At 63.0% G+C, this 26,149-nt stretch carries 23 protein-coding genes; 12 read left to right on the forward strand and 11 right to left on the reverse strand.

Going from position 1 to position 26,149, the window contains the following annotated elements:
* Nucleotides 1-27 precede the first annotated feature (27 nt).
* Both VJ698_RS18670 and VJ698_RS18675 read left to right on the forward strand, forming a co-directional pair.
* Nucleotides 28-1,101 carry a 3-deoxy-7-phosphoheptulonate synthase gene (locus VJ698_RS18670; RefSeq protein ID WP_324104308.1) on the forward strand — a complete coding sequence of 358 codons (1,074 nt, stop codon included), beginning with the start codon at nucleotides 28-30 and terminating at the stop codon, nucleotides 1,099-1,101.
* 315 nt (nucleotides 1,102-1,416) lie between these two features.
* The gene (locus tag VJ698_RS18675; RefSeq protein WP_324104309.1) at nucleotides 1,417-2,340 is read left to right on the forward strand and encodes a delta(1)-pyrroline-2-carboxylate reductase family protein; all 924 of its coding nucleotides are present in this window, start codon (nucleotides 1,417-1,419) and stop codon (nucleotides 2,338-2,340) included.
* A 56-nt stretch (nucleotides 2,341-2,396) separates the two neighbouring features.
* Here the strand turns inward: VJ698_RS18675 and VJ698_RS18680 are convergent, their stop codons facing one another.
* Nucleotides 2,397-2,687 carry a hypothetical protein gene (locus VJ698_RS18680; protein ID WP_324104310.1) on the reverse strand — a complete coding sequence of 97 codons (291 nt, stop codon included), beginning with the start codon at nucleotides 2,685-2,687 and terminating at the stop codon, nucleotides 2,397-2,399.
* Nucleotides 2,688-2,786: 99 nt separating this feature from the next.
* Nucleotides 2,787-3,800 carry an AI-2E family transporter gene (locus VJ698_RS18685; RefSeq protein WP_324104311.1) on the reverse strand — a complete coding sequence of 338 codons (1,014 nt, stop codon included), beginning with the start codon at nucleotides 3,798-3,800 and terminating at the stop codon, nucleotides 2,787-2,789.
* Between the two features lie 111 nt (nucleotides 3,801-3,911).
* On the opposite strand from VJ698_RS18685, the gene VJ698_RS18690 reads away from it, so the two are divergent.
* On the forward strand, nucleotides 3,912-5,024 hold the full coding sequence (locus VJ698_RS18690; RefSeq protein ID WP_324104312.1) for an NADH:flavin oxidoreductase/NADH oxidase: 1,113 nt from the start codon (nucleotides 3,912-3,914) through the stop codon (nucleotides 5,022-5,024).
* Nucleotides 5,025-5,031: 7 nt separating this feature from the next.
* On the opposite strand, the gene VJ698_RS18695 is transcribed toward VJ698_RS18690, so the two are convergent.
* Complete coding sequence (locus VJ698_RS18695) at nucleotides 5,032-5,745, reverse strand: hypothetical protein (RefSeq protein ID WP_324104313.1); 714 nt, start codon at nucleotides 5,743-5,745, stop codon at nucleotides 5,032-5,034.
* Between the two features lie 255 nt (nucleotides 5,746-6,000).
* On the opposite strand from VJ698_RS18695, the gene VJ698_RS18700 reads away from it, so the two are divergent.
* Nucleotides 6,001-6,402: a DUF1330 domain-containing protein gene (locus tag VJ698_RS18700; protein ID WP_324104314.1), complete on the forward strand. Its 402-nt coding sequence runs from the start codon at nucleotides 6,001-6,003 to the stop codon at nucleotides 6,400-6,402.
* Nucleotides 6,403-6,447: 45 nt separating this feature from the next.
* Here VJ698_RS18700 and VJ698_RS18705 read toward each other — a convergent pair whose 3' ends face one another.
* Nucleotides 6,448-7,587 carry a metallophosphoesterase gene (locus tag VJ698_RS18705; RefSeq protein WP_324104315.1) on the reverse strand — a complete coding sequence of 380 codons (1,140 nt, stop codon included), beginning with the start codon at nucleotides 7,585-7,587 and terminating at the stop codon, nucleotides 6,448-6,450.
* Nucleotides 7,588-7,747: 160 nt separating this feature from the next.
* Nucleotides 7,748-8,659 carry a Tim44-like domain-containing protein gene (locus VJ698_RS18710; RefSeq protein WP_324104316.1) on the reverse strand — a complete coding sequence of 304 codons (912 nt, stop codon included), beginning with the start codon at nucleotides 8,657-8,659 and terminating at the stop codon, nucleotides 7,748-7,750.
* A 218-nt stretch (nucleotides 8,660-8,877) separates the two neighbouring features.
* On the opposite strand from VJ698_RS18710, the gene VJ698_RS18715 reads away from it, so the two are divergent.
* The 3 genes from VJ698_RS18715 to VJ698_RS18725 are packed head-to-tail and all read left to right on the forward strand — an operon-like array spanning nucleotide 8,878 to nucleotide 12,503.
* Nucleotides 8,878-9,768: a Ku protein gene (locus VJ698_RS18715; protein WP_324104317.1), complete on the forward strand. Its 891-nt coding sequence runs from the start codon at nucleotides 8,878-8,880 to the stop codon at nucleotides 9,766-9,768.
* A 6-nt stretch (nucleotides 9,769-9,774) separates the two neighbouring features.
* A complete protein-coding gene (gene ligD, locus VJ698_RS18720; protein ID WP_324104318.1) occupies nucleotides 9,775-12,258 on the forward strand; it encodes a DNA ligase D in 2,484 nt (827 codons plus the stop codon).
* Between the two features lie 41 nt (nucleotides 12,259-12,299).
* Complete coding sequence (locus tag VJ698_RS18725; protein ID WP_324104319.1) at nucleotides 12,300-12,503, forward strand: hypothetical protein; 204 nt, start codon at nucleotides 12,300-12,302, stop codon at nucleotides 12,501-12,503.
* Nucleotides 12,504-12,510: 7 nt separating this feature from the next.
* Here VJ698_RS18725 and VJ698_RS18730 read toward each other — a convergent pair whose 3' ends face one another.
* Entirely contained in the window at nucleotides 12,511-13,125 is a 615-nt protein-coding gene (locus VJ698_RS18730; RefSeq protein WP_324104320.1) for a helix-turn-helix domain-containing protein, read from the reverse strand.
* A 111-nt stretch (nucleotides 13,126-13,236) separates the two neighbouring features.
* On the opposite strand from VJ698_RS18730, the gene VJ698_RS18735 reads away from it, so the two are divergent.
* Entirely contained in the window at nucleotides 13,237-14,058 is an 822-nt protein-coding gene (locus tag VJ698_RS18735) for a metal-dependent hydrolase (RefSeq protein WP_324104321.1), read from the forward strand.
* Here VJ698_RS18735 and VJ698_RS18740 read toward each other — a convergent pair whose 3' ends face one another.
* On the reverse strand, nucleotides 14,059-14,352 hold the full coding sequence (locus VJ698_RS18740; protein WP_324104322.1) for a YkvA family protein: 294 nt from the start codon (nucleotides 14,350-14,352) through the stop codon (nucleotides 14,059-14,061).
* Nucleotides 14,353-14,453: 101 nt separating this feature from the next.
* The gene (locus VJ698_RS18745) at nucleotides 14,454-15,350 is read right to left on the reverse strand and encodes a DMT family transporter (protein WP_324104323.1); all 897 of its coding nucleotides are present in this window, start codon (nucleotides 15,348-15,350) and stop codon (nucleotides 14,454-14,456) included.
* A 160-nt stretch (nucleotides 15,351-15,510) separates the two neighbouring features.
* Here VJ698_RS18745 and VJ698_RS18750 point away from each other — a divergent pair, with 160 nt between their 5' ends.
* Together VJ698_RS18750 and VJ698_RS18755 are read left to right on the forward strand one after the other, a co-directional pair.
* The gene (locus VJ698_RS18750; RefSeq protein ID WP_324104324.1) at nucleotides 15,511-16,014 is read left to right on the forward strand and encodes a hemerythrin domain-containing protein; all 504 of its coding nucleotides are present in this window, start codon (nucleotides 15,511-15,513) and stop codon (nucleotides 16,012-16,014) included.
* Nucleotides 16,015-16,017: 3 nt separating this feature from the next.
* Nucleotides 16,018-17,124 carry a PQQ-dependent sugar dehydrogenase gene (locus tag VJ698_RS18755; RefSeq protein ID WP_324104325.1) on the forward strand — a complete coding sequence of 369 codons (1,107 nt, stop codon included), beginning with the start codon at nucleotides 16,018-16,020 and terminating at the stop codon, nucleotides 17,122-17,124.
* A gap of 639 nt (nucleotides 17,125-17,763) precedes the next feature.
* On the opposite strand, the gene cphA (VJ698_RS18760) is transcribed toward VJ698_RS18755, so the two are convergent.
* Together cphA (VJ698_RS18760) and cphA (VJ698_RS18765) are read right to left on the reverse strand one after the other, a co-directional pair.
* Entirely contained in the window at nucleotides 17,764-20,331 is a 2,568-nt protein-coding gene (gene cphA / locus VJ698_RS18760) for a cyanophycin synthetase (RefSeq protein WP_324104326.1), read from the reverse strand.
* Between the two features lie 94 nt (nucleotides 20,332-20,425).
* Nucleotides 20,426-22,597 (reverse strand): cyanophycin synthetase, encoded by a 2,172-nt coding sequence (gene cphA, locus VJ698_RS18765; protein WP_324104327.1) that lies wholly within the window; start codon nucleotides 22,595-22,597, stop codon nucleotides 20,426-20,428.
* 277 nt (nucleotides 22,598-22,874) lie between these two features.
* Here cphA (VJ698_RS18765) and VJ698_RS18770 point away from each other — a divergent pair, with 277 nt between their 5' ends.
* Nucleotides 22,875-25,163 (forward strand): ABC transporter ATP-binding protein, encoded by a 2,289-nt coding sequence (locus VJ698_RS18770; protein WP_324104328.1) that lies wholly within the window; start codon nucleotides 22,875-22,877, stop codon nucleotides 25,161-25,163.
* Entirely contained in the window at nucleotides 25,160-25,621 is a 462-nt protein-coding gene (locus VJ698_RS18775; RefSeq protein WP_324104329.1) for a DUF1854 domain-containing protein, read from the forward strand. The genes VJ698_RS18770 and VJ698_RS18775 overlap by 4 nt, the downstream gene beginning before the upstream one ends.
* Before the next feature lie 3 nt (nucleotides 25,622-25,624).
* Here VJ698_RS18775 and VJ698_RS18780 read toward each other — a convergent pair whose 3' ends face one another.
* Complete coding sequence (locus VJ698_RS18780) at nucleotides 25,625-26,080, reverse strand: universal stress protein (protein ID WP_324104330.1); 456 nt, start codon at nucleotides 26,078-26,080, stop codon at nucleotides 25,625-25,627.
* Nucleotides 26,081-26,149 lie beyond the last annotated feature (69 nt).

Raw genomic sequence — 26,149 nt, forward strand, 5'->3', positions numbered from 1 at the left:
CGATTCCATCCTGACATCAAGTCCATCATGACCACCTTCAACGTAGAAAATGTCAACGTTACCTCCTTCGATTCAATGCCGACGCCGGAAGAGCTGCATGCGCGCCTGCCCCTGTCCGAAAGCGCCGGCACGACGGTGACGCAGGGCCGTGAGGCATTGCGCAACATCCTCGACCGCAAGGATCCGCGCATGTTCGTCGTGGTCGGCCCGTGCTCCATCCACGATCCGGTCGCCGGCCTGGATTACGCGCGCCGCCTGAAGAAGTTGCAGGAAGAGGTGAAGGACACCATGCTGCTGGTGATGCGTGTGTATTTCGAGAAGCCGCGCACTACTACCGGCTGGAAGGGCTACATCAATGATCCGGACATGGACGATTCCTTTCATATCGAGCGCGGCATGGCCAATGCGCGCAAGTTCCTGCTGGACGTGTGCGAACTGGGCCTGCCGACCGCGACCGAGGCGCTGGATCCGATCTCGCCGCAGTATCTCGGCGACCTGATCGCGTGGACGGCGATCGGCGCACGGACTACGGAGTCGCAGACGCACCGCGAAATGGCTTCGGGCCTGTCGACGCCGGTGGGCTTCAAGAACGGTACCGACGGTGACGTGAGCATCGCTATCAATGCAATCCTCTCGGCCTCGCATCCGCATTCCTTCCTCGGCATCAGCAACGAAGGCGTGGTGGCGATCGTGCGTACCATCGGCAATCGCTATGGTCATGTGGTGCTGCGCGGCGGTGACGGCCGCCCCAACTACGACACGGTATCCGTCGCGATGGCGGAACAGGCGCTGGCAAAGGCCAAATTGCCGGCCAACATCGTGGTCGACTGCTCGCATGCGAACAGCTTCAAGAACCCGGACCTGCAGCCGCTGGTGATGGCCGATGTGGTGAACCAGATCCGTCTCGGCAGCAAGTCGCTGGTGGGCGTGATGATCGAGTCCAATATCGTAGGCGGCAAGCAGGCTATCCCGGAAGATTTGTCGCAGCTGAAATACGGCTGCTCGGTGACCGACGGCTGCGTCGGCTGGGAAGTCACCGAAAAAATGCTTCGCGAAGCCAATGCCATGCTGCGCGACGCGCTGCCGGCGCGCTTGAAATAATTTTTCACCACCAGGACATTTTCACGTTTCTGTGGCGGGAAGGCAGGCACGAGCCTGCCTTTTTCCATTCTTCGGCGCCCGCCGCAATCCTGCACTTGTGCCGCAACGTGCCTCGGTTCATCGAGCCGCACGACTTGCTCCATCTCGAGCCACTTCATCGAGCACATTGCGAAGGAAAGAGTGTGGTCAAGGTATCGCGCCACCCCTTGCGCACGCCGACGCACCGTCGCACCAAGCATACCATCGCGGCCGCGCCAGCCGAGGTCCTGTTTCCGCGCTATAGTATCGAGGTTCCACAGGCACGCCCCTACTCCCATGCAGATACTCGACGCAGCCCGCACCGCCCAGGCCCTTCCCTTCGCCCGCCTCGTTCCCGCCATTGCACAAGCCGCGCAGCAGCTGGCGCAGGGCGAAATCAACGCGCCCGAACGGCAGGTCGTCGCCATCGATTCTTCCGCCGTGCTGCTCGGGATGCCGGCAGTAGCACAGGACATCGGCGTCACCAAGCTCATCACGGTGCATCCCGATAATGCACGGCACGGACTGCCGGTGATCCAGGGCGAGGTGGTCGTATTCGAGTCAGCTACCGGACGCCGCCTCGCGCTGCTCGATGGGCCGACGGTCACGGCGCGTCGCACGGCGGCGGTGACACTACTTGGCATCGAAAAGCTGGCGCCGCAAAAGCCTTCTTCCGCTCTGTTGATCGGCACCGGCGTCCAGGCGGCGTCGCATGCTGACGGCCTTGTCGATTACTTCGGCATCTCGCATTTCCGCATCGCGAGCCGCACCATGCAGGCTGCACAGGCGTTCTGCAATGCGCTCTGGACACGCCACCCTGAAGTCGCTGCAACGCCCATCACCCTTTCCGACCTGCATGCGCATTGCCAGGAAGCCGACCTGGTCATCGCGCTCACCACAGCGAAGTCGCCTGTGATTCCTGCGCAGCTGCGACCAGATACGCTGGCGATCGGCGTGGGTGCATTCAAGCCCGACATGGCGGAATTTCCCGCGGAACTGCTGCACGCACGCGCGATTGTGGTCGATCATCTGCAAGGCGCGAAACACGAGGCAGGCGATTTGATTGCGGCGAAGATTGACTGGAATGCAGTCCGGGACCTCAGTGATGTGCTCGCGCACGGCGTGGAGCGTGCCGGCATCACGCCGGTGCTGAAGACGGTCGGCCATGCGGCCTGGGACCTGGCTGCTGCCCGCGTGGCGGCAGGCGAGATGGATCGGTGATGCAGAGTTGGTCGCGGCATGGCCGCGACCTGTATTGAAAGAAGTGGTGCATCCGCTCAGCGATGGCGATGTTGCTCAGCGATGCGCCTTTCGCGCTCCGCGTCGTTCGCGGGAACGGCAATCGGATCGCTGGCGGGGAACGTCAGGTCGACCGCATCATCCAGCAGCTCCTGCTCCTTTTCCTCCGGGTTGTCGGAACAAATCTTGCGCTCGGTAACATCCTTCGCCGACGCATCGTGCGGAGAAACATCCTTCGGCGTCACCGATTTGGAATTGTCGCCGGGCGAAGCCGCTTCCTTCGCTTGCTTCTTTTCATCTTCGCCAGAACTTCTCTTGAGATTCGACATACCATTTCTCCAGTTAAATTGCATGGGCGGACACGCGGGTCCGTCATCATGCGATAGCTGGAAATGCCGAAAGTTTCCATCCTGTTCAGGCGAAGACACTCAAACCAGGCCCACGTCGGTGAGTTCCTTTTTCATGTAGGCATAGTAGACCGGCGCGGCAACCACGCCGGGCAGGCCGAACAGCGCTTCCATCGCCAGCATGGCGGTAAGCAATTCCCAGGCCTTGGCGTTGATGTGCGAGCCGATGATTTTTGCGTTGAGAAAATATTCGAGCTTGTGGATCACGACCAGGAACGCCAGCGATGCCAGCGCCACGCCGAGCGAATGCGACATGCTGACGATCACGATCACTGAATTCGAAATCAGGTTGCCGGCCACCGGCAGCAGGCCCGCCACGAAAGTGATAGCGATCATGCTCTTGGTAAGCGGCAGGTGAACGCCGGCCAGCGGGATCACGACCAGCAGGTAGATCGCGGTAAACACCGCATTGATGGCGGCGATGCGCACCTGCGCGAACACGATGCGCCGGAACGCATCATGCAGGTTGACCACGCGTGCGTGCAGTGCGGCGGCAAGCGGCTTGAACTGCGGCTTTGTGGTGGTGTCGTACAACGCTGCCATGGCGCCGATGATCATGCCGATCAGCAGGTGCGCGATGGTGCGCCCCGCCTGCTGGCCGACAGCCTGCGCCTGCACGGCATGGGTGCGCAGCCAGTTCGTGATCGCCTCGCGGATCGCCTCGGCGTTGGCGGGAATATGTTCCCTGATCCACGCCGGCATCTGGCCGCGTGACGCTTCGACGATATCGGCCAGCCGCTGCAGCAGCACCTGCAGGTTGCCGACATCGCTCTGGAAGAACAGCACCGCGCCCCAGACCGCGAGCGACAGCAGCACGACGATCAATGTGCCGAGGATGGCGACCGCTATCATCCGGGCGCGCTGGTCGCTGATGTTCTTGCCGAGCGCGGGCGACAACAGGTGCACCAGGGAATAGACCAGCAACCCGGCAAACAGCGATGCCAGCAGGCCCTTGGCCAGCACGACCGTCAGCGCGATGGCCGCCAGCACGTAAGAAGCAATAGTGGTTAAATGGAGCTTGTTGTGATCCGGCATGATCGTTTTTTCAGTTTCTCTCGCATGATGAAGATTATGTCACTGGCTCTTGACGCCAGTCCGGGCAATGTCGACTTCCACCTCCAACCGACCTGAACAAGACAAATTCCAATGACAACGCTATTCTCCCCCATTTTCCTCGGCAAGCTTTCACTGAAGAACCGTATCGCCATCGCGCCGATGTGCCAGTACTCGGCCGACCAGGGCAGTGCCACGCCCTGGCACCTGATGCATCTCGGGCAGCTTGCCATGTCAGGCGCCGGCCTGCTGATCATCGAAGCGACCGCGGTCGAGCCGGAAGGACGCATTTCACCGCAGGACCTTGGCCTGTGGAACGACGCCAACGAGCAGGCGCTGGATGGCGTGCTGCGCGCGGTGCGCAAGCATTCCACCATGCCGATTGCGATCCAGCTCGGGCACGCGGGCCGCAAGGCATCGACTGCCGTGCCGTGGGAAGGCGGCCTGTCGATTTCCTCGCAGGCGGGCGGCTGGAAGACCTTCGCTCCCTCGGCCCTGCCCTTTGCCGAGCATGACGAAACACCGGTCGCGCTCGACGCCGCCGGCCTGCAGCGTATCCGTAACGCCTTCGCCGAAGCGGCGCGGCGCGCGGACCGCCTGGGCATCGATGCAATCGAGGTGCATGGCGCGCACGGCTATCTGCTGCACCAGTTCATGTCACCGCTCTCGAATCGCCGCGAGGACGAATACGGCGGTTCGCTGCAAAACCGGCTGCGTTTTCCGCTGGAGATTTTCGACGTCGTGCGCGCCAACTTCTCGGCCGACAAGCCGGTCGGCATCCGCGTCTCGGCAACCGACTGGGTGGAAAGCGGCTGGGATCTCGAACAGACCGTGGTGCTGGCGCAGGAATTGAAGAAGCGCGGCTGCGACTTCATCGATGTGTCGAGCGGCGGGCTCTCCCCGCTGCAGAAGATCGCTCTCGGAGCGGGCTACCAGGTGCCGTTCGCGGAGCGCATCAGGAAGGAATCCGGCATGCCGACGATTGCCGTCGGCTTGATCACCGAAGCCGAACAGGCGAACGAGATCATCACTTCGGGCCGTGCCGACATGGTGGCCCTGGCGCGCGGCATGCTGTACGACCCGCGCTGGCCGTGGCATGCAGCTGCCAAACTGGGAGCGCAGGTGGACGCGCCGCCGCAATACTGGCGCGCCCAGCCGCGCGAAGTGAAGGACCTGTTCCGGCAGTCGACCTTAGGCAAACACTAACCGAACACTAACCGTTTAGATCAAAGCGCACCGGAATGCAGGCAAGGCGGCCCGGTGTCGCGGCCGCATTCGCCTCTTCCTCGGTCGTGTGCTGCGTGATCAGGTATTTGTCGGCGCTGCGACGGTCGGGATTGAGATAGATGTTCAGGTGCAGCTGGCGCTGCTCCGGAACATTCTCCAGGAAGTGCGGGCCGTTTTCCGATAGCTGGCCTTCCAGCGTAAAGACGGTCACGACGTTGTCATCGCCGATGTAGCCATGCACCTTGAAGATGGGATGCCGGGCGCGAGTGGTGATGATTTCCACCGGCTGCTTGCTGGTGACCAGCCGCACCGGGCGCGTGAGATCAAGCGGCTGGGGTGCGCGCAGGACCGGCGGCTCCTGCTCTTGCTGCTCTGACTGCATCTTCTGCTGCTCCCTGGCCGCGGCGCGCGCGGAATAACGCGGCGCGTCGAACAGCCTGGCCGGCGGTTCATCGTTCTGCGCGGTCTTCTCCGCTGCGCCATCGACATGTTCCGGGCGCGGCACGGTCTTGCCGGTCTTGCCGGTCTTGGGTGAAACAGGTGGCTTGTCGAAAGTCTTGTGCGGGACGTCGAATGTCATTTCGTAGTTGTAGAGCTGTTCGTCGGTCATGTCCGGAAATGGCGCCGGGTGTCCTCCATCGATCGTGCGATACGTTACCTCTGGCCCCTTCTTGCCCAGCATGCTGCCAAGTATGCCCACGTCATTCTCCTTGAAACAATTTCCGTAAAACACTTCACTGCGCTGCCGTGGACCGGTCCGCAGCGGCGGATGCCGCGCGCATGGCTTGTCTTACCGCCCATTCGACCCGGCGCACATGCGCATGGTTCGGCGCGGCAGCTTGTCATTTTGTTTCTGTTTGTTGCGGAAGAAATTTCTTGAATGCACGTAGTCGACCCAGCATTGGAAAGCTGGCATGATGCCCCGCGACTGAAACCCGCCTGTGAGGAAAAGACCATGATGCGATCGATAGAACCGACATCCGACAGCGTGAAGGATTTGATGAGCAAGGTTCCCGCCGGCGTGCCGCTGGTCATGCTGAACCTGCTGCGTTTTCGCGAGCGCGCCGACTATCCGGCGGAGCTGGCGCTTGCCCCCTGCAGTGGGCGCGATGCCTATGCGGCGTACAAGAGGAATATCAAACCGCACTTGGCGAATGCAGGGGCAAGGGTGATCTGGGAGGCGCAGGCGAAACATGCCTTCGTCGCACCGCCCCATGAGAAATGGGATGAAGTCCTGCTGGTTGCATACCCGTCGCGCGATGCATTCATGGCGATGCTGCGCTCGCCCGACTACCAGGCCATCACCATGCACCGCACGGCCGCGCTGGCGGATGCGCGGCTCGTGGTGACCGTTTGAGGCCTGTGTTTGAAACCTGTGTCTGAAGCTTGCGTTTGAGGTCTCTCATATCACCGGCACCAGGCGCACGCGCGTGATCTCGGACGGTGCGCCGAAGCGCTTCGGCGGCCCCCAGTAGCCTGTGCCGCGGCTGGTGTACACCCACAGCCTCCCGAGCCGGTTCAGCCCTGCAGTATAGGGTTGCTGCATCGGCACAAAGAAATTCCACGGAAAGAACTGGCCACCATGCGTGTGGCCGGACAACTGCAGGTCGAAGCCGGCTCCCGCCGCTGCCGTGGCGCTACGCGGCTGATGCGCCAGCAGGATCTTCGCCGCGACGTCGCGCGGCGCACCGGCAAGCGCGGCATGCGGATCGCTGCGATGCGATTCATCGAAATGGTGCGCGGTGTAATCAGTCACGCCTGCGACGAGCAGCGGTGCGCCGTCGTGGTCGAGCACCACGTGTTCGTTCATCAGCACCTTCAACCCGAGGCGCCGCACTTCCTCGATCCAGTCATGCGCGTTGGAGTAATACTCATGGTTGCCGGTGACGAAGTACGCGCCGTGCCGCGCGCTCAGTTTCGCCAGCGGCTGCGTATGCGGCGCGAGATGCCGCACGCTGCCATCCACCAGGTCGCCGGTGACCGCGATCAGGTCGGCGTCAAGGCGATTGACGGCCTGCACGATCGCATCGAGGTAACCGTGCTTGATGGTCGGGCCGACGTGGATATCGGTAATCTGCGCGATGGTGAAGCCGTGCAGCGGCTCCGGCAGGTTTGCGATCGGGATCTCGACATCGACCACGGGTGCAAGACGCCGCGCATTGAGGAATCCGATCAGCGTGACGGCGAACGCCAGTGAAGGAACGGCAATCGCGCTCCAGCGCACCAGCGCGTCGCCCTGCGCGCCGAAGATGGCGGCAAGCAGCAACCCGGCATCGCGCAGGAACGTCAGCACGAACAGCGAGGAGAACAGTCCGAGTGCCAGCAGCCCGGCCCAGGCGAGCCGATCTGCCAGCGGCTGGCGCTTGATGGTGCGTGCAAGCAAGCCCATCGGCACCAGCACCAGCGACGCGAGCAGCAATATCCCGCCGACCACACGCCAGGCATGACCGATTGGCAATGCCGGCAGGATGCGCCAGCCGATGTAGAGGTGCAGCGCGGCGAGCAGCGCGAAAGCTATGGAAATGGAGCGGTGCAGCTTCATGCGAAATGGAAAGGAAATGGCGGAAGCGTGGCGCGTTCAGTGCCGGGTGTTTTATCTTGGGATGAAATGTGGTCCTTCAATGGCATTGCACCATTGCGCAAGCGCAAAAAAAAACCCCGACTTGCGCCGGGGCCTCAAAGGGAGAATCAATCGATGTTGATCAGGACACTTGCTGGATTCCCGCCAGCACCCAGCCACCGGCGCCCGCGATCGGCTTGGACAGGTTCCAGACTTCGGTGAACGGTTCAGCCGGCGCGTTCTCTGCCTCGCGGATCATGCCGCTGAACTTCACGCTCGCGAGATGCTCGTTGCCGCTCGTCTCGATGCCGAGCAGTTCCGCGTCGAGCGACACCACGTCGGTGTGGTTGGGTGACGGCCCGCGCTCCAGCAACTGCTGCTTCATCTCGGCGAACACTTCGGGCGCCGTGAATTCGCGCAGGTCGTTCACATCGGCCTTGTCCCATGCCGCCTGAAGGCGGATGAAATAAGTTTTGGCATGGCGCAGGAATCCCGCGCTGTCGAAGTCGGCCGGAATGCTCCAGGTCGCTTCACTGCCGCCGCCCTGCGAGGACGATTGCAGACCTGCAGGTTCGACACGTGAACCGATCTCAGGCGTCGAGAATGCGCGCGATGCCCCGGCATACGCCGGCTGCATGCCGCTCTTCGCCTGGGCGCTGCCGTTCTTGCGGGTGACCATGCGGTAGATGAAGAAGCCGACTGCCGCCAGCAGGCCGATCATCAGCATCGTGCTGATCATGCTGGCCAACGCGCCGCCCAGGCCGAAGTGCGACAGCAGCGCGCCGAGCCCAAGGCCGAGCAAGGCGCCGCCGAGCATGCCCTTCCACGGACTGGCGGGCTTGGGTGGCGTGCCTTGCGGTGTTGCTGCAGGCGCTGCCGACCTCGCGGCGGAAGGCGCCGCCTGTTGCGGTGCCGGTGACATCGACTGCCGGCTGACATTCTGCGACTGCCGCCCGAACGAGCCGCCGCCGCCCATGCGCTTGGCCTGCGCCTCGGACACGAAGGCCGACAAGGCCATGACCGCGACCATCAGGCCGATCAAAAACTTTTTCATGTTTCCTCCTGGAGTTGGTTTGCGAGTGAGGCGCAGCCACAGGCGGCCGTTCCATTCACAACGGCATCCATCCTAATTGCCGGCGCAAATTTGAAAAAGCGAATAAAAAATGATGTTGTCTTCGTAAAAACAGGAACGTTGCGACACAAGGAGGTGCAGAACTCGCCGCCCGCGCAAATGTCGAACAATTAAGTTGCTTTTTGATCAAGGAAAGTTCCATGTCACGTGTCATGTGGAAAGGCGCTGTCAGTTTCGGCTTACTGCATGCGCCGGTGTCGTTGCATCCGGCATCGCAACAGGACGAGATCGATTTCGACTGGCTGCGGCGCGGCAGCCTGCAGCCGGTCGGCTACAAGCGCGTGGTGAAGGAGACCGGCGAGGAAGTCGGGAAGGAGGACATCGTGAAGGCGGTCAAGTATGAAGACCGCTACGTCGTGCTGTCGGACGAGGAAATCCAGGCTGCCAACGTGAAGTCGACGCACACCATCGACATCGTCGGCTTCACCGACGCCGAGGACGTCAACTTCCTGTTCTTCGAGACGCCCTATTACCTCGCGCCAGGCAAGGGCGGGGAAAAGGTCTACGCGCTGCTGCGCGAAGCCTTGCTGAAGACGAAGAAAATCGGCATCGCGCTGATCGTGATGCATAACAAGCAGCATCTCGCCGCACTGATCGCCACGCCGCACGCGCTCGTGCTGAACACGCTGCGCTGGGCGACGGAAGTGCGCAGTCCGGATGATCTCGACCTGCCCGAGGAAGGTCAGAAGAGCGTCGCGCTCAAGCCGAAGGAATTGCAGATGGCTACACAGCTAATCAACAACATGAGCGAGGACTGGCAGCCAGCGCAGTACAAGGATACCTTCCGCGACGACATCATGGCGCTGGTCAAGCGGAAAGTCGAGGAAGGGCGCGCGGAGGAAATCTCCGAAACCAAGGCCGAGTATCCGGAGGAGCATTCCACCGAAGAAGACCTTGCCGAGCTGCTGCGCCGCAGCCTGCAGGGTTCCGCGCACAGGCATGGCGTGCCCAAGCCTGTTCCGCCTGCGGCGCGCAAGGCGGCGCATGCCCGCACGCGCACACCAAAAAGCACGCCGAAAACTGCGCACTGATCGGCCATGCCCGGCAAGCTTTCCACTTATCACGCGAAGCGCAACTTCCGCGTCACGCCGGAACCGAAAGGCACCGTCGCCGCGCCGGGCGAGCAGCTGCGCTTCGTGGTGCAAAAGCATCACGCGCGCAAGCTGCACTACGACTTCCGCCTGGAACTCGACGGTACGCTGAAAAGCTGGGCGGTGCCAAAAGGCCCCAGCCTCGATCCTTCGGAAAAGCGGCTTGCGGTGCAGGTTGAAGACCATCCACTCGATTACATCGATTTCGAAGGCGACATCCCGGAACAACAGTACGGCGCAGGCCATGTCGATGTATGGGACATCGGCTACTGGGAGCCGCTCGGCGATCCGTTGGCCGCTTACGAACGCGGCAAGCTGGAGTTCCGGCTGGAAGGAAAAAAGCTGCATGGTCGATGGGTGCTGGTGCGCACGCACCTGCCTGGAGGCAGCAAGGAACAGTGGCTGCTGATCAAGGAAAGGGACGAGGCAGCGCGCGCGCATGCAGAGTTCGACGTGACGGCTGACATGCCGGACAGCGTTCTCGGTCGTGCGAGAAAGACGCATGATGCGAACCTGAAATCATCCGCAACACGAAAGACGAAAAATGCCGCGCTCTTCGACATGCTCAGTCCGCAGCTGGCAACACTGGTCAACGAGATTCCGCGCGAGGGCGAATGGGAATACGAGGTCAAGTTCGACGGCTACCGCATCCTCGCGAGGGTCGACGGGAAGGATGTGCGGATGCTGACGCGCGATGGCCAGGACTGGACCGCGACACTGCCCGCACAAGTGCAGGCGATACGCGCGCTGGACCTGCAGAGCGCATGGCTGGATGGCGAAATCGTGGTGCTCGACAAGGAGGGCGTGCCGTCCTTCCAGCTGCTGCAGAATGCCTTCAGCGAGAAGAGCGACGCGTCCTTCATCTACTACCTGTTCGACCTGCCGTTCCTGAATGGCGCGGACCTGCGCCCGGCACCGCTCAAGGAACGGAGGAACATGCTCGAACAGTTGCTGGAACAGGCGGACAATGCGCACCTGCGCTACAGCGCGGCGCTGGCGGAACCGCCGCAGAAGCTGCTCGAAGGCGCCTGCCGCCTGTCGATGGAAGGCATCATCGGCAAGCGCGCGGATTCGCCCTACGCCGGCACACGCAATGCCGACTGGATCAAGCTGAAATGCCGCCAGCGCCAGGAGTTCGTGATCGGCGGATATACCGAACCGCAAGGCACGCGCAAGTTTTTCGGCGCCTTGCTGCTCGGCGTCTACGAAGAGGGCAGGCTGCGCTATGCGGGGCGCGTCGGCACCGGATTCGACCGCGCCCTGTTGCATTCCATGCACCGGCAGATGCGCGCACTGGAGCGCAAGGAAAGCCCATTCGCGCGCATGCCGACCGGCATACGCCGCGGAGAAACGCACTGGATCGAGCCGCAGCTGGTGGCGGAAGTGTCGTTCGCCGAATGGACGGACGACGGGCTGCTGCGGCAGGCGGCATTCCACGGACTGCGCGCGGACAAGGCGGCAAGCGCCGTGCGGCGCGAACATGCAGTCGGCCTGCCGTCGCAAGGAAAGCCGCATGCCGCCGGCGCGAAAGCAAGGACGGGCAAGGACATCAAGGTCACGCATCCCGAGCGGGTCATCGATGCCGCGAGCGGCGCGACCAAGCTCGACCTCGTGCGCTACTACGAGCAAGTGGCACCGCACATCCTGCCCTTCCTGCACGACCGGCCGGTCTATCTGCTGCGCTGCCCGGAAGGCGTGGGCGGCGAGCATTTCTTCCAGAAGCACCTCAACCGGATGGCGATCCCCGGCATCCGCACGCTCGATCCTTCCCTCGATCCCGGACACGGCCCGCTGATGGCGATCGAGGACGCACAGGCACTGACCGGCGCAGCGCAGATGGGCATGGTGGAACTGCATGTCTGCAACGCCAGCGCTAACGACATCGATCATCCGGATTGCATGGTATTCGACCTCGACCCCGATCCTGCCCTGCCGTGGCCGAAAGTGCTGGAAGCAGCGAGGCTGACCAGGATACTGCTGGACGAACTCGGGCTGCGCAGTTTCGTGAAGACCAGCGGCGGGAAGGGCCTGCATCTTGCGGTGCCGCTGGCACGTCGTCACACATGGAGCGAGGTGGCACATTTTTCCCGGGCAATCGCGACGCACATGGCGCGCACGCTGCCGCAACATTTCAGTGCAAAGATGGGCGAAAAGAATCGCATTGGAAAAATTTTTATCGATACCTTGCGCAATCGCCGCCAGGCCAGCGTCGTGTCGCCCTATTCCGTGCGGGCCCGCCCCGGCCTGCCGGTCGCAGTGCCGGTCACCTGGGAAGAACTGGAGGAAATTTCCGGTCCCGGCGCATGGACGATGGCATCGCTGCCTGCGCGTCTTGCCGGGCGTGCCGCAGATCCATGGGAGGGATATTTCCAGACTCGGCAAGTCTTGACCTCGGCAATGGGAAAAAGAATCGGAATTGCGTCAAAATAGGTGCAACGAGGTTTTCGCACCTGATGCAAACGAGGAGAATCATGCACACCTATATCGTGAAGACCCATGACGGCTACCTGTATCCGTTTGCCGGCGACGTGTCGCTCACCGATGAACAGGAAGAGGCGGGGCATTACCGCAGCGCGCGCGAAGCCAGCGAGGCCGCGCAGGAACTGGGCTACAAGGAAGGCACGTATGAAGTGATCGCCCTCGATGTGGACGATGCCAAGTTGAATCTGCAGTAGTTGCCGGTCAGCCCGCATCCCGCGTGACCGCGCGCAGCAGCGCGATCGCGGGCGCGGTCAATTCCTGCAGCCGGTCGACGCGCTCGTCCTCGATCGCTTGCAGCACCAGTTCATTGATGCCGCCCACCACGGCCATCGCCATCTCCCTCGACAGCGGCGTCCTGCGCCGATGTATGCCACGCATGCCGTGTCCTCCATTGATCATCTGCAGCATGAATGCCACCACATCTTCATTCGCGCGGCGCCGCACCGCAAGGCCTTCCGCGCCCAGTCCGAGAATTTCCACGAACAGCGTCCGCACCAGCATCGGGCTCTGCTCCAGGCAGCCGAAGTAGGCGGCCATCGCCTTTTCCACCTGTTCCTGCCAGTCGCGAGCGGGATCGATCGCGCCGCGCAGCACCGCGAGCGCGCTGCGGCTCGCCGCCTCGTAGAGCGCGAGCAGGCAGTCTGCCTTGGTGTTGAAGTGTTCGTAGAAGGTCCGACGCGACACCGCTGCCTCGCGCACGATGTCGGCGATGGTGGTGTCCGCATATCCCCTGGAGGCAACAGCATGCGCCATGCCCTCCAGCAAACGCTGGCGATGGTTTGCTGCAACCTCGCTGTCCTGCAATGCTTGCGTCATGTCGGAAGTATCATCAATTGGTACTTGACAGTACCACAAGAACATCCCACCATGCTTGGTACCATGCAGTACCACGTTGTTCTGACGGGATGAACTGACAGGAGCACCGCCATGACCGACCTTGTTGTCCGCCGCCTGCTGATCGATCTGGAATCGCCCTTCGAGCGCCACTGGTGCGGCGGCGATGCGTTTCGTACTGCTTTCTTCAATGCGCTGTCGATGAGCTTTCCGGTCGGCGAGCAGTTCTTCATCGATTCGGTGCGCAACGGTCTCAAGGCCTTGCCACCCGAGCGGCAAGCGCAGTACCGCGCCGAGGTGCAGGGCTTCGTCGGACAGGAAGCCACGCATCGCCGCATCCATGGCCTGTTCAACGCTCAGCTGGAAAAGCAGGGGCTGGTCAACGCCTGGGGGCCGCGCGCACAGAAGCGCCTGAAGCTGCTGGAAGGCGTCGATCCGCGCCATTGGCTGGCGATCACGGCGGCCAACGAACACTTCACCGCGATCTTTGCGGAATGGATGCTGGCGAACCACGACCTGCTCGACGGCTGCGATGCGCGCCTGAAGACGATGTGGCTGTGGCACAGCGCGGAAGAGTCGGAACACAAGTGCACCGCCTTCGACCTGTACCAGGCGCTGGGCGGCACGCATGCATGGCGGGTGAAATGGATGCGGCGCGTGACCATGATCTTCCTCGGCGAGACGCTGCGGCAAACCATCAACAATCTGCGCCGCGACGGCACGCTATGGAAATGGGGCACCTGGAAGAGCGGCGCTGGCTATCTGTTCGGCAAGCGCGGCGTGCTGCGTCAGACGTTCCACGCCTGGCGCGAATATTTTCGCGAGGACTTCCACCCGAACCAGCTCGGAAGTGACCTGTCGCATCGCTGGCTGGTGGAGAATGCGGGGAAATATACGCTGCTCGGCGCGTCCTGATCAGGACCGTGAACGCGGCAGCAATCCGTCTGCCGCACTGCGCGCCTCATGCAGCACATGCTCCGGCAGAAAGCGCAGCAGCGCGGGAATGCCGAGCGCGAGCAACGTGATGTCGTCGGTCCAACCGAGCAGTACGAACCAGTCGGGCACGAGATCGATCGGGCTGATGACGTACAAGGCGATCAGCAGCGCGGCGATTTTCACCAGCAAGGGCGTTGCCGGATTGCGGCAGGCATACCACAGCACAAGGATATCGCGCCCTACCGCGCGGATGAAACGACCCAGGCGAAACATGACAGGCTCCTCAACATGCGACTTGGCGTACCGCGTCGTGCGGCCCGCCTGAACCCATGTTTGGGCAATCGTCGCGATAAAAAGTGCCGCCCCGGCAGAATTTATTTCCGCATGTTCACCATGACAACGCCGGCCATCACGAGCACGGCGCCGGCGGCAAATCGCAGGTCGAGCGGATCGTGCAACAGCAATACGCCGAACCCGACGCCGAACATCGGTGTCAGGAAGGAAAATACCGCGAGCCGCGATGCGAGGTAGCGGCGCAGCATCCAGAACCAGATCAGGAAACTCAAGAACGCGACGATCACCGACTGGAAGAACAGGCTGCCCCAGACGACCGGATTCAGCACGATGTTGCCGGCCTGTCCGTTCAGCATCGCAATCGCCGTCAGAATCACGCCGCAACTGCTCAACTGATACAGGAGTGTGGTGGCAGGCGGCGCTTCCGAGAGCGAGGAGCGGCGGATGAGCACGGTGGTCGCGGCCCAGAAGATCCCGCCGAGCACGCCGAGCGCATCGCCGAACAGCATGTCGGACCAGTTGCGCGAATGCGCGGTGAAGCCGTTGGAAAATGCAAGCGCGATGCCGGCGAACGCGGCCAGCGCGCCGACCCATTGCAGCCTGCCGAGCCGTTCGCCGGCAATGCTCCAGTGCAGGCCGAGCACCGTGAAAATCGGCGCGGTGTACAGGAACACCGACATGTGCGACGCGGTGGTGTATTGCAGGCCGAGCGCAACCGACAGGAATTCCAGCGCGAACAGCACGCCCGCCGCGATGCCGGGAAGGAATGTGCCGTCGCGCAGGTCAAGCCTTTCGCCGCGCCACCAGACCATCACGCGCACCAGGCAGGCCGCCGCGAGCGAGCGTACCCCGATCTGCATGACCGCCCCCATGAAAGGCGCCGCCAGCTTCACCGCGACCTGCTGCAGGCCCCATATCACGCACAGCGCCAGCATCAATCCAATGGCAAGTGAGTCGAGCGGTTTGCGGCTGTTCATCGTTTTTTCATGGCAAGGCAATCCGGCAATTTTAAGCGGAGCAGGATTTTTTCGTTGGAGCATGTCCTTGAGGCGTGTCCTATTGAGCAATCCCTTGTTGCTGAACCAGTTCTGCCACCCTGCCTCTAACTTGTTTGAATAACATATCTGGAGCGCATCAATGATCGACAAGGAAACCGACGCCGTGGCGGTGCTCGTCGCGCAACATCGCGAGATGGAACACCTGCTCGCACTCGTTCGTAACGCGGAAACCGGCGTCGCGAAAAAAGCGCTGTTCATCAAGGCAGCCGACCTGCTGACCGTGCATATCAAATCGGAAGAGGAGGTGTTCTACCCCGCCGTGCATCGTGCACGCACCGAAGACGACCTGCTGGAAGCGCTGGAAGAGCATCTGTCGCTCAAGCGGCTCCTGAAAGACCTGCTCGAACTCGATCCCGAGGAGAAGGCATTCGAGGCGAAGTTCAAGGTATTGAAGGAGCAGGCCGAGCATCATCACCATGAAGAGGAGGAGCATCTGTTTCCCGCGGTGTGCAAGCTGCTCGACGCGGACCAGCGCGCAAGCCTGGGCAGCGAAATGCTGGCGGCGCAGGCGGAGCTGGCGCAACGCGGCGCGCCGCGCGGCACGGTGAAGGATGAAACCGCATCGGCAGCGCCGCTGGAATAGGCGATGAAAGCGCACGGCCTGCTCCTGCTCGCGTTGTGCACGGTTGCGGCGGCAGCACAGTCCGTGAGCATCCGGCCCGAGGTACTCACGCGCGAGCTTGAGCATCCCTGGGCCATCGCCTTCATCGGCAATGACAGGATGCTCGTGACGGAACGGCCGGGCCGTATGCGCGTCGTGCAGGCCGACGGCAAGCTGGAGCCGCCACTGGCAGGCGTGCCCAAGGTCGAGGTCGGCGGGCAAGGCGGATTGCTCGACCTCATTACCGACCGCGATTTCGCGCATAACCGCGCCATCTATTTCTGCTACGTCGAGCCGGGCTCCTCATCCGGAACCAGCACCATCGCACTGGCAACAGCGCATTTGCCGGAGGATGCGAAGCGGCTCGAACAGGTGAAGGTCCTATTCAGCGCGAAGCCCCAGGTCAAGGGCAACCTGAATCTTGGCTGTCGCGTCGTCGACAATGGCGACGGCACCTTGTTCCTGAGCGTAGGCGATCGCTTCACGCACATGGACGACGCGCAGAAGCTCGACAGCGACCTTGGCAAGATCATCCGCATTCACAAGGACGGTTCCATCCCGCCTGACAATCCTTTCGTCAACAGGAAATCCGCACGACCGGAAATCTGGAGCTACGGCCATCGCAATCCGCAAGGCATGACGCTCGGCCCCGACGGCAAGCTCTGGATCGACGAGCACGGCCCGCAAGGCGGTGATGAAATCAATCGCCCGGAAGCCGGCAAGAACTATGGCTGGCCGGTCATCACCTACGGTGAAAACTACGGCGGCGGAAAGATCGGCGAAGGCATCACTGCGAAGGAAGGCATGGAGCAGCCGCTGCACTACTGGACGCCATCGATCGCGCCATCGGGCATGGCCTTCCTGCTCAACGACAAATACGGCAAGGCATGGAAAGGCAGCCTGTTCGTCGGCTCGCTGAAATTCCGCTATCTCGACCGCATCGAACTGCGGGGCAACAAGGTGGTGAAGGAAGAAAAGCTGCTGCAGGACAGGAAGCAGCGCATCCGCGACGTGCGCGTCGGGCGCGATGGCCTGATTTACGTGCTGACTGACGAAGAGAAGGGAGAGCTGATCCGCCTGCGGCCGGAGTAGTGCCCCTCACCCTGCGTTTCAATGCAGCATGCGTGAAAAACTTGTCGCAAAGACATCATCCTTGCGAAAAATCAGATTCCGCCGCACACGCCACCGGCACAATGACGCTCCACCCACACCAACGGAGTGCCGATGCGTCGCCGCAAAAACCGCCACTTCCTCCAGCGAGTCCGTGCACGGAAGGCCAAGACCGACCGGCTGCAGCGGCTGGCGCTCACGTCGATTGCGCTGGGGATTGGACTGATGTCCTTGAGATTGTTTGTGCATGGATGATTTGCCGCACCCATTTGATGGATATGGGATAGCACATAGAGGCTGTTGCCGTTCCCGCTGTGAGCTGCCGGCAAATCGGGCGGCGAAGCGGATAAAGAAGCGAAACCTGTCTGAGCCGAAGGCGAGTTTGTTTCGCTTCCCGCTTCGGCGTCCGATTTGCCGGGAACCCCGAAGGGGCAGCGAGGTGCGGTCGCCTTCTTTTGCTTACTTTTCTTGGCGAGACAAGAAAAGTGAGCGGCTGCCGGGCCGCCCCCGGCTAGTCTCCACGGAGAGCACAAGGCACTGAATCACCGAAGAGAGAATCAACAACATCCCCCTGAATTCCCGCAGCGCCGCCAAGGCCTTCGCGGGAATGACAAGTGCGCATCACTGCGTCGCCCGCGCTCCAATATAGGCCAGCGCCTCTTCCACCTGATCAATCAGGATCAAACAAAGATCCCCTTCCGACAAATCCGCCAGCGCCGCATCGATCGCCGCGAATTCCCCCTTGATCTCCTTGACCGACTTCGCGCGCCGCGCATGCGCCAACCCTTCGCGCAGCAACGCAATCACTTCGCCATCCGCCCGCCCGCGCTGGCACTGATCCTCGTACAGGACGATGCTGTCGAAGGCATCGCCAAGGATTTCGGTCTGGCGGCGGATATCCTCATCACGACGGTCACCCGCGCCGCTGATGACGACGCTACGGCGCTTGGCCGGCATGGTTTCCACGGCCTTCACCAGCGCCTGCATCGCGTCCGGATTGTGCCCGTAATCCGCGATCAGCGTCGCACCCTTGTAGGAGAACAGGTTGAAGCGCCCTGGTGCGCTCTGCGCATCGCTGATGAAGGTCTTCAGGCCGGCGCGCACCGTGTTCCAGTCGATGCCAAGCCCCCATGCCGCGCCGATCGCCGCCATCGCATTCTCGACCTGGAAGCCGATGCTGCCGTTGCGCGTGAGCGGAATATCCGCCAGCGGGATGCGCACCGCATTCTTGCCTTCCGCCGCCACGATCTCGTTGCCGTCGACGTAAACCACGCGCCCGCCCTGCGCGCGATGCGCCGTCATCACCGGATGCTGCACATCCTTCGCGAAGAAGGTGACGCTGCCGGGGCAGACAGCGGCCATGGTCGCGACCATCGGGTCAGCGGCATTGAGCACCGCCACGCCGCTGGGCGCGACGTTCTGCACGATCACGCGCTTGACGACGGCAAGGTCTTCCACCGTGGTGATGAAATTCAGGCCAAGGTGGTCGCCTTCGCCGATGTTGGTGACGACCGCGACGTTGCAACGGTCGAATCCGAGGCCTTCGCGCAACACGCCGCCGCGCGCGGTCTCGAAGACGGCCGCATCCACGTCGGGATGCAGGAGCACGTTGCGCGCGCTGCGCGGGCCGCTGCAGTCACCGGTGTCGATGCGCTCGCTGCCGACGTAAACGCCATCGGTGCCGGTCATGCCGACGCGATACTTGTTGACGGTGAGGATGTGCGCGGTCAGCTTGACCGTGGTGGTCTTGCCATTGGTGCCGGCCACCGCGACCACCGGGATGCGCCCATCGTCGCCCTCCCCGAACATCGAGGAAATGATGGCTTCGCCCACTGCACGCCCCTTGCCGAACGAGGGCTGCAGGTGCATGCGCAGGCCGGGCGCGGCATTGACTTCGACGATGCCGCCGCCCTGCTCTTCCAGCGGCTTGAGCACGCTTTCGCAGACCACGTCCACGCCGCAGATGTCGAGGCCGACCATCTGCGCGGCTTCCACGGCGCGCGCGGCGACGTCGGGATGCACGTCATCGGTCACGTCGGTGGCGGAGCCGCCGGTGCTGAGGTTGGCGTTGTTGCGCAGGACCACCTGCGCACCCTTGGGCGGAACGCTCTTTTCGGTGTATCCCTGTTTCGCCAGCGTGGCGCGCGCGATGTCGTCGAGGCGGATCTTGGTGAGCGAGGTTGCGTGGCCTTCGCTGCGGCGCGGGTCCTTGTTGACCTCTTCGATCAGTTGACTGATCGTGTGCTCGCCATCGCCGATCACTTGCGGCGGCGCGCGCCGCGCGGCGGCGACGAGCTGGCTGCCGATCACCAGCATGCGGAAATCATGTCCGGTGATGTAGCGCTCGACCAGCACGTCAGAGCTGATCGCATAGGCGGCATCGAATGCGACCAGCACTTCCTCGCGCGTCCTGACGTTGACGGCGACGCCCTTGCCCTGATTGCCGTCGCGCGGCTTGACCACGACCGGGCCGCCGATTTCCTGCGCGGCCGTCCACGCATCCTCGGCATCGGTCACCGCGCGGCCGTTCGGCACAGGCACGCCGGCGGCGTTGAGCAGCATCTTGGTCAGTTCCTTGTCCTGCGCAATCGATTCGGCAATCGCGCTGGTGCGGCTCGTTTCGGCGGCCTGGATGCGGCGCTGCCGGCTGCCCCAGCCGAACTGGACCATGCTGCCTTCGGTCAGGCGACGGTAGGGAATGCCGCGTGCAACGGCGGCCTGCACGATGGCGCCGGTGCTCGGGCCGAGACGGATGTCCTCGTCCAGTTCACGCAGGCGCGACAGTGCCTCCTTCAGATCGAAGGGCGTGTCGTCCAGCGCGCTGCGGCACAGTTGCTCCGCCATCTCGAATGCCAGCCGGCCGACGGGTTCTTCGGTGTACTCGACCACCACCTGGTAAGTACCGGGCTGCACGGTTTCCACGGCGCGAGAGAACGTCACCGGACAGCCGGCCTGCGCCTGCAGGTTGAGCGCGGCGGCTTCCAGCGCATGCGCCATCGATACGGGAACGCCGTCCCTGACCGGCTCGACGAATTTGATTTCAGGAAAACGCATCCGCAGGCGCGCCTCGAACTGCGGCAGGCCGGCGATGTTCCGCTCGGTCTCGGTGCACGAGACAATGGCTTCGATCGACGTGTGCCGACTCCAGAGATTGGGGCCGCGCAGGGCGCGGATACGCGAAATTTCCATCAGTATGTTCCTTGTGCGCGTGGCCGCCCGGGCGCGGCAGCCATGCCTGTTACATGGGCCCGTCGAGCGCGGGCCGTTTGTTCTTCACGCCTTCTTATGCCGCGCTGCCATAGCCGAAGCTTTCGACCGCCGCCAGGAGGAAGTCCGCGTCGATATCGAGCGCCCAGCCGGCGCCAACCGCCGCCAGGATGTTTTCCAGCACGTGGGGATGCTTGTCGATACCCGCTGCTACCAGCCGGTCGAGCTTGACGAGCGATGTTTCCTCCTTGCCGGTCGCCAGCATGATCTGGCCGTCGCGCACGAATACCGCGCGCCCGCCGTTGTCACGATGCGCCGCCAGCGGCGCTGCGTCCGGCGACACGCTGAAGAAGATCACGCTGCCATCGCACAGGCGTGCCATGTCGGCCACGCGCGCATCGGCGGCATTCAATACCGCGACGCCCTCGGGCAGCACGATATCAACCTGCGTGCGGGCGACATTGGCCATCTGGTCGGCGTCTTCGATGTACAAGTCCGGCAGGCTTCCCTCCGGATCGAGATTGGTGACCACGCCGACCCGGCAACGGTCATAGGCAATGCCTTCGGTGAGGATCGTGCGATAGCTGTTTTCCAGCACCGCCGCCTCGACCACGCGGTTCATGAGCACGCGTCGCGCGGCGGCCCAGTTGGCGCAATCGTGCTTGTCCATCTGCCGCTCGCGCAGAAACAGGCCGTCACTGCAGGCCAGCCCGACATTCGCGCCGCGCAGCCTGAGCATGCCAGCCACCAGTTGCGCCACCATGGTCTTGCCATGGCTGCCGGTCACGCCGACGATCGGGATGCGACCGTTGTCATCCTGCGGGAACAGGTGATTGATGATGGCCTGGCCGACCGGGCGCGGTTTTCCGCTGGCGGGCTTGATGTGCATCAGCAGGCCGGGGCCGGCATTGACCTCGACGATGGCGCCGCCCTGCTCTTTCAGCGGGCGGGAAATGTCCTCGGCCACCAGGTCGACGCCGGCGATGTCCAGGCCGACGATGCGCGCAGCGAGCGACGCAGCGGCGGCGACTTCCGGGTGCACGTCGTCGGTGCAGTCGAAGGCAAGGTTGCCGCGGCTCTGGATCAGCACGGTCTTACCGGCGGGCGGCACCGAGTCCGGCGTGTAGCCCTGGCGTTCCAGCACCAGCAGCACGGTCGGGTCTTCCTCGTAGGTGATCAGGCTGAGCGGGAAATCCTCGTGCTCGCCGCGGCGCGGGTCGGTGTTGATCTGCGTGTTGATCAGTTCGGTGACGGTTGAGGCGCCGTCGCCCGTCACGGTGGCGATCTCGCCCTTGGTGGCGGCGACGAGCTTGCCGCCGACGATCAGCAGCCGGTGCTCATCGCCGCGCACGAAACGCTCGACCATCACGTCGCTGCCTTCCTCGTCGGCCATCCTGAAGGCGGCCTCCACTTCCTGCTGCGTATTCAGGTCCATCGACACGCCGCGGCCGTGGTTGGCGTCAGACGGCTTGACCACGACGGGCAGGCCGATGTCCTCCGCGGCTTCCCAGGCATCTTGCGGATCGCGCACGATGCGGCCTTCCGGCACCGGCACGCCGCAGGAGCTCAACAAAGTCTTGGTCAGGTCTTTTTCGCTGGAGATGCCTTCGGCGATCGCGCTGGTCTGATCGGTTTCCGCAGTCCAGATGCGGCGCGAGCGCTTGCCATAGCCGAACTGCACCAGGTTGCCGTCGTTCAGGCGAATGTGCGGAATGCTGCGATCGGTCGCGGCGTCGACGATGTTGGCCGTACTGGGCCCGAGCGCAACCGCTTCGGCCAGGTCGCGCATGTTCTCGACCGTAGCGGCCACATCGAACTCACGATCCTCGATCGCGGCCATGACCAGGTCGCGCGCAGCCTGCAGCGCGACGCGGCTGACCTGTTCGTAGCGCGCGCGCACGGTCACCTTGTACACGCCGCGCTTCGAGGTCGAGCGCGCCTTGCCGAATCCGGTCTGCACGCCGGCCAGGTTCTGCAGCTCGATCATCACGTGTTCCATGATGTGCGCCGGCCAAGTGCCTTCGCGCAAGCGCTGCAGGAAACCGCCGCGCTCGCCGATGCCGCAGCGGTGCTCGACCAGGCCGGGCAACCAGTTGGTCAAGCGCTCATAGAAACCGGAAATCGTGTTGGATGGTGAATCTTCCAGATCACCGATATCGACCCACGCCTCGATGACCGGACGATAAGTCCAGATGTTCGGTCCGCGCAGAGACATCACATTGATGATCTCAATGGTTTTCTTGTTCATTGAATACTGAGGCTGAAGGTAAAGGCCTTTTGTGGGTAACGGCTGTGTCTCTTTGTCGGCCTGTCATGCGTTCTAAACGCTTTCCGTGGGCAATAGTTTACTGGACGCCGGAAAAATTATCGCGGATGGAACTAAATAGCCGAGAACAACATTATCGCCTCTCGGTATACTTAGCGCCACATCGACGCGCATCCATGTGAGTGCGCAACGGAAATACTTTATATTCTGCAAACAATACACTGCTGTTTGCCCGCTTGTTTGCATACTCAGGCTTTTCATGAACACAGAATCCTCCACCGCGTTGCCCGCCAAACATGCCGTGCCTGCACGCTGGCAACACGAGCTTGAAACCTGCCTGCGCGCCGACGAGACCGCCGTCGCAAGCGTCGAGCTCGACCTCGATGGCGGGCTGCGCTTCGCGCCGGGCGTCGTGGTCGTCACCAACCGTCGCCTGCTTGCCAGGGCTGCCAGCGACAGCGACTGGAAGGAGTGGTCGTATAGTGCGTATGGACCGCATCTCGCGCTGGCACACCACGACCACGCCGGCGTCGGCACGCTGGAACTGCAGGACGAGACAAGACGGCTCGCAGTCTGGCGCTACACGCTCGGCCACAATCCCGAAGCGCTGCGCCTGATCGACCATTTCGAGCAGCAGCGCGATGCGGCGCTGACCGGCACGCCGGTCGAAGAACCGGAGCAGGCCGTCTGCCCGAGCTGCAAGGCGCCGCTGCCGCCGGGGCAGGAAGAATGCCCGATCTGTACGCGCGAGATCCACACGCCGCCCTCGACCTGGACGCTGTTCCGCCTGTGGCGCTTCGCCAGGCCCTACAAGGGCCAGTTGCTCGCCGGCTTTCTGCTGACGCTGGCATCCACCGCCGCGACGCTAGTCGCGCCCTACCTGTCCATGCCGCTGATGGACAAGGTACTGATTCCTTACCAGAACGGCCAGCAAATCGACATCATGCTCGTCGGCATGTACCTGGCGGGCATGTTCGGCGCAGCACTGGTCGCGTGGGGGCTCGGCTGGGCGCGCACGTATATCCTCGCGCTGGTGTCGGAGCGCATCGGCGCGGATCTGCGCACCGCCACCTACGAGCACCTGTTGCGGCTGTCGCTGGAATATTTCGGCGGCCGGCGCACCGGCGACCTGATGGCGCGCATCGGCTCGGAATCCGACCGCATCTGCGTGTTCCTCTCGCTGCACCTGCTGGACTTCGCGACCGATGTGCTGATGATCGGCATGACGGCGGTGATCCTGGTATCGATCAATCCGTGGCTGGCGCTGGTGACCTTGCTGCCTCTGCCCTTCATCGCCTGGATGATCCACGTGGTGCGCGACAAGCTGCGCCACGGCTTCGAGAAGATCGACCGGGTATGGGGCGAAGTGACCAATGTGCTGGCGGACACCATTCCCGGCATCCGCGTGGTGAAGGCCTTCGCGCAGGAAAAGCGCGAAGCGGCGCGCTTCCGTGAAGCGAACCGGCACAACCTGCTGATCAACGACCGCGTCAACAAGGTCTGGTCGCTGTTTTCACCGACAGTCACTTTCCTCACCGAGATCGGCCTGCTGATCGTGTGGGGCGTGGGCATCTGGCAGGTGTCGAAGGGCGACATCACCGTCGGCGTGCTGACCGCCTTCCTCGCCTACATCGGCCGCTTTTACACGCGTCTCGATTCGATGAGCCGCATCGTGTCGGTCACGCAAAAGGCCGCCGCCGGCGCCAAGCGCATCTTCGACATCCTCGACCATGTGTCCTCCGTGCCGGAGTCGCAGAACCCGGTGCACCTGGAGCGCATCGAAGGCCGCATCGACATCCGCAACATCGGTTTCCGTTATGGCAACCGCGCGGTGCTGCGCGGCGTCGACCTGTCGATCAAGCCGGGCGAGATGATCGGCCTGGTCGGCCACAGCGGTTCGGGCAAGAGCACGCTGGTGAACCTGATCTGCCGCTTCTATGACGTGTCGGACGGCGCGATCCTGGTCGACGGCGTGGATATCCGCTCGCTGCCGATCACCGAATACCGCCGCCATATCGGCCTGGTACTGCAGGAGCCCTTCCTGTTCTTCGGCACGATCGCCGACAACATCGCCTACGGCAAGCCGGGCGCAACGCGCGAGGAGATCATCGCGGCGGCGCGCGCGGCCAATGCGCACGAGTTTATCCTGCGCCTGCCGCACGGCTACGACTCGCTGGTCGGCGAGCGCGGCCAGACGCTTTCCGGCGGCGAGCGCCAGCGCATCTCGATTGCGCGTGCGCTGCTGATCGATCCGCAACTGCTGATCCTCGATGAAGCCACGTCGTCGGTCGACACCTCGACCGAGAAGGAAATCCAGAAGGCGCTCGACAACCTGGTGCGCGGACGCACCACGATCGCCATCGCGCACCGCCTGTCCACGCTGCGCCAGGCCGATCGCCTCGTAGTGCTCGACAAGGGGCAAGTGGTCGAGGTCGGCCAGCATGAGGAATTGCTGGCGCGCGAAGGCGCGTACTACCGCCTCTACCAGGCGCAGCAGCGCCAGGCCGAGACCGAGGCGCTCGCAGACCTACGGGAAGATGCCGCATGAACAAGTTTGAACTGAGCCGCAACGCCTTCGGCAAGCTGGTCTTCACCTCGTCCGAGGGCGTGCATGAAGGCGTGGTGCCGGTGCGCGCCTTCCCGATCGCCGCGCCCGATTCCGGCATCGCGCTGGTCGATGCGGACGGCCACGAGTTGGCATGGATCGACAGCCTGAACGAACTGCCCGCGCCGGCGCGCGCGCTGCTCGAAGAAGAATTGAAAAACCGGGAATTCCTGCCGGTGATCAAAAGCATCCGGCATGTATCGACCTTCGCGGTGCCGAGTACCTGGGAGGTCGAGACTGACCGCGGCGAGGCGAGCTTCGTACTGAAAGGCGAAGAAGACATCCGACGCATCGCGCAGGACACGCTGCTGATCGCGGACAGTCATGGCGTGCAGTTCCTGATCCGCGACGTGCAGGCGCTGGACAAGGCCAGCCGGAAGCTACTGGACCGCTTCCTGTAAAGTTCAGACGCCCGGCTTGGGATCTGCCGCTACCAGCACGCTGCAGCGGATCTTGTCCACCAGCACGGCGTCCATCGAGCCGCGCCACCAGCGCATGGCGAAGGGCTTCTGGCGGGAATGCCCAACGATCACCAGTTCGATGCCGTGCTTGTTCACCAGGTCGGCGATCACATTCACCGGTTCGCCGGCTTCCAGGTGGGTAAGGACGTTGAGTCCCGCATCGGCGAGGAGCTTGCGTCCGGCCTGCAGCACCTGTTCCATCGCCTCCCTTTCGGCCTGCTCTTCATCCAGCGTAGGCACGGCAGCGACGAACTCGCCTGCCAGCACGATGGGCGACGGCGCCACGACGGCGAGCAGATGCACCTGCGCCATGGGTCCGGGGGCCATGAGTATGCATTCCTGCAGTGCGAGACGGCTTTCCGGCGTGCCGTTATAGGCGACCAGTATTTTGCGGTACATGCTTGCCTCCTGAAGTACGATTGCGAACCAGCAGTTTCATGATACTGCGCCGGCCACGGGCGCCAATCT

It is taken from the genome of Noviherbaspirillum sp. (assembly GCF_035254685.1).
Lineage (GTDB): Bacteria > Pseudomonadota > Gammaproteobacteria > Burkholderiales > Burkholderiaceae_D > Noviherbaspirillum.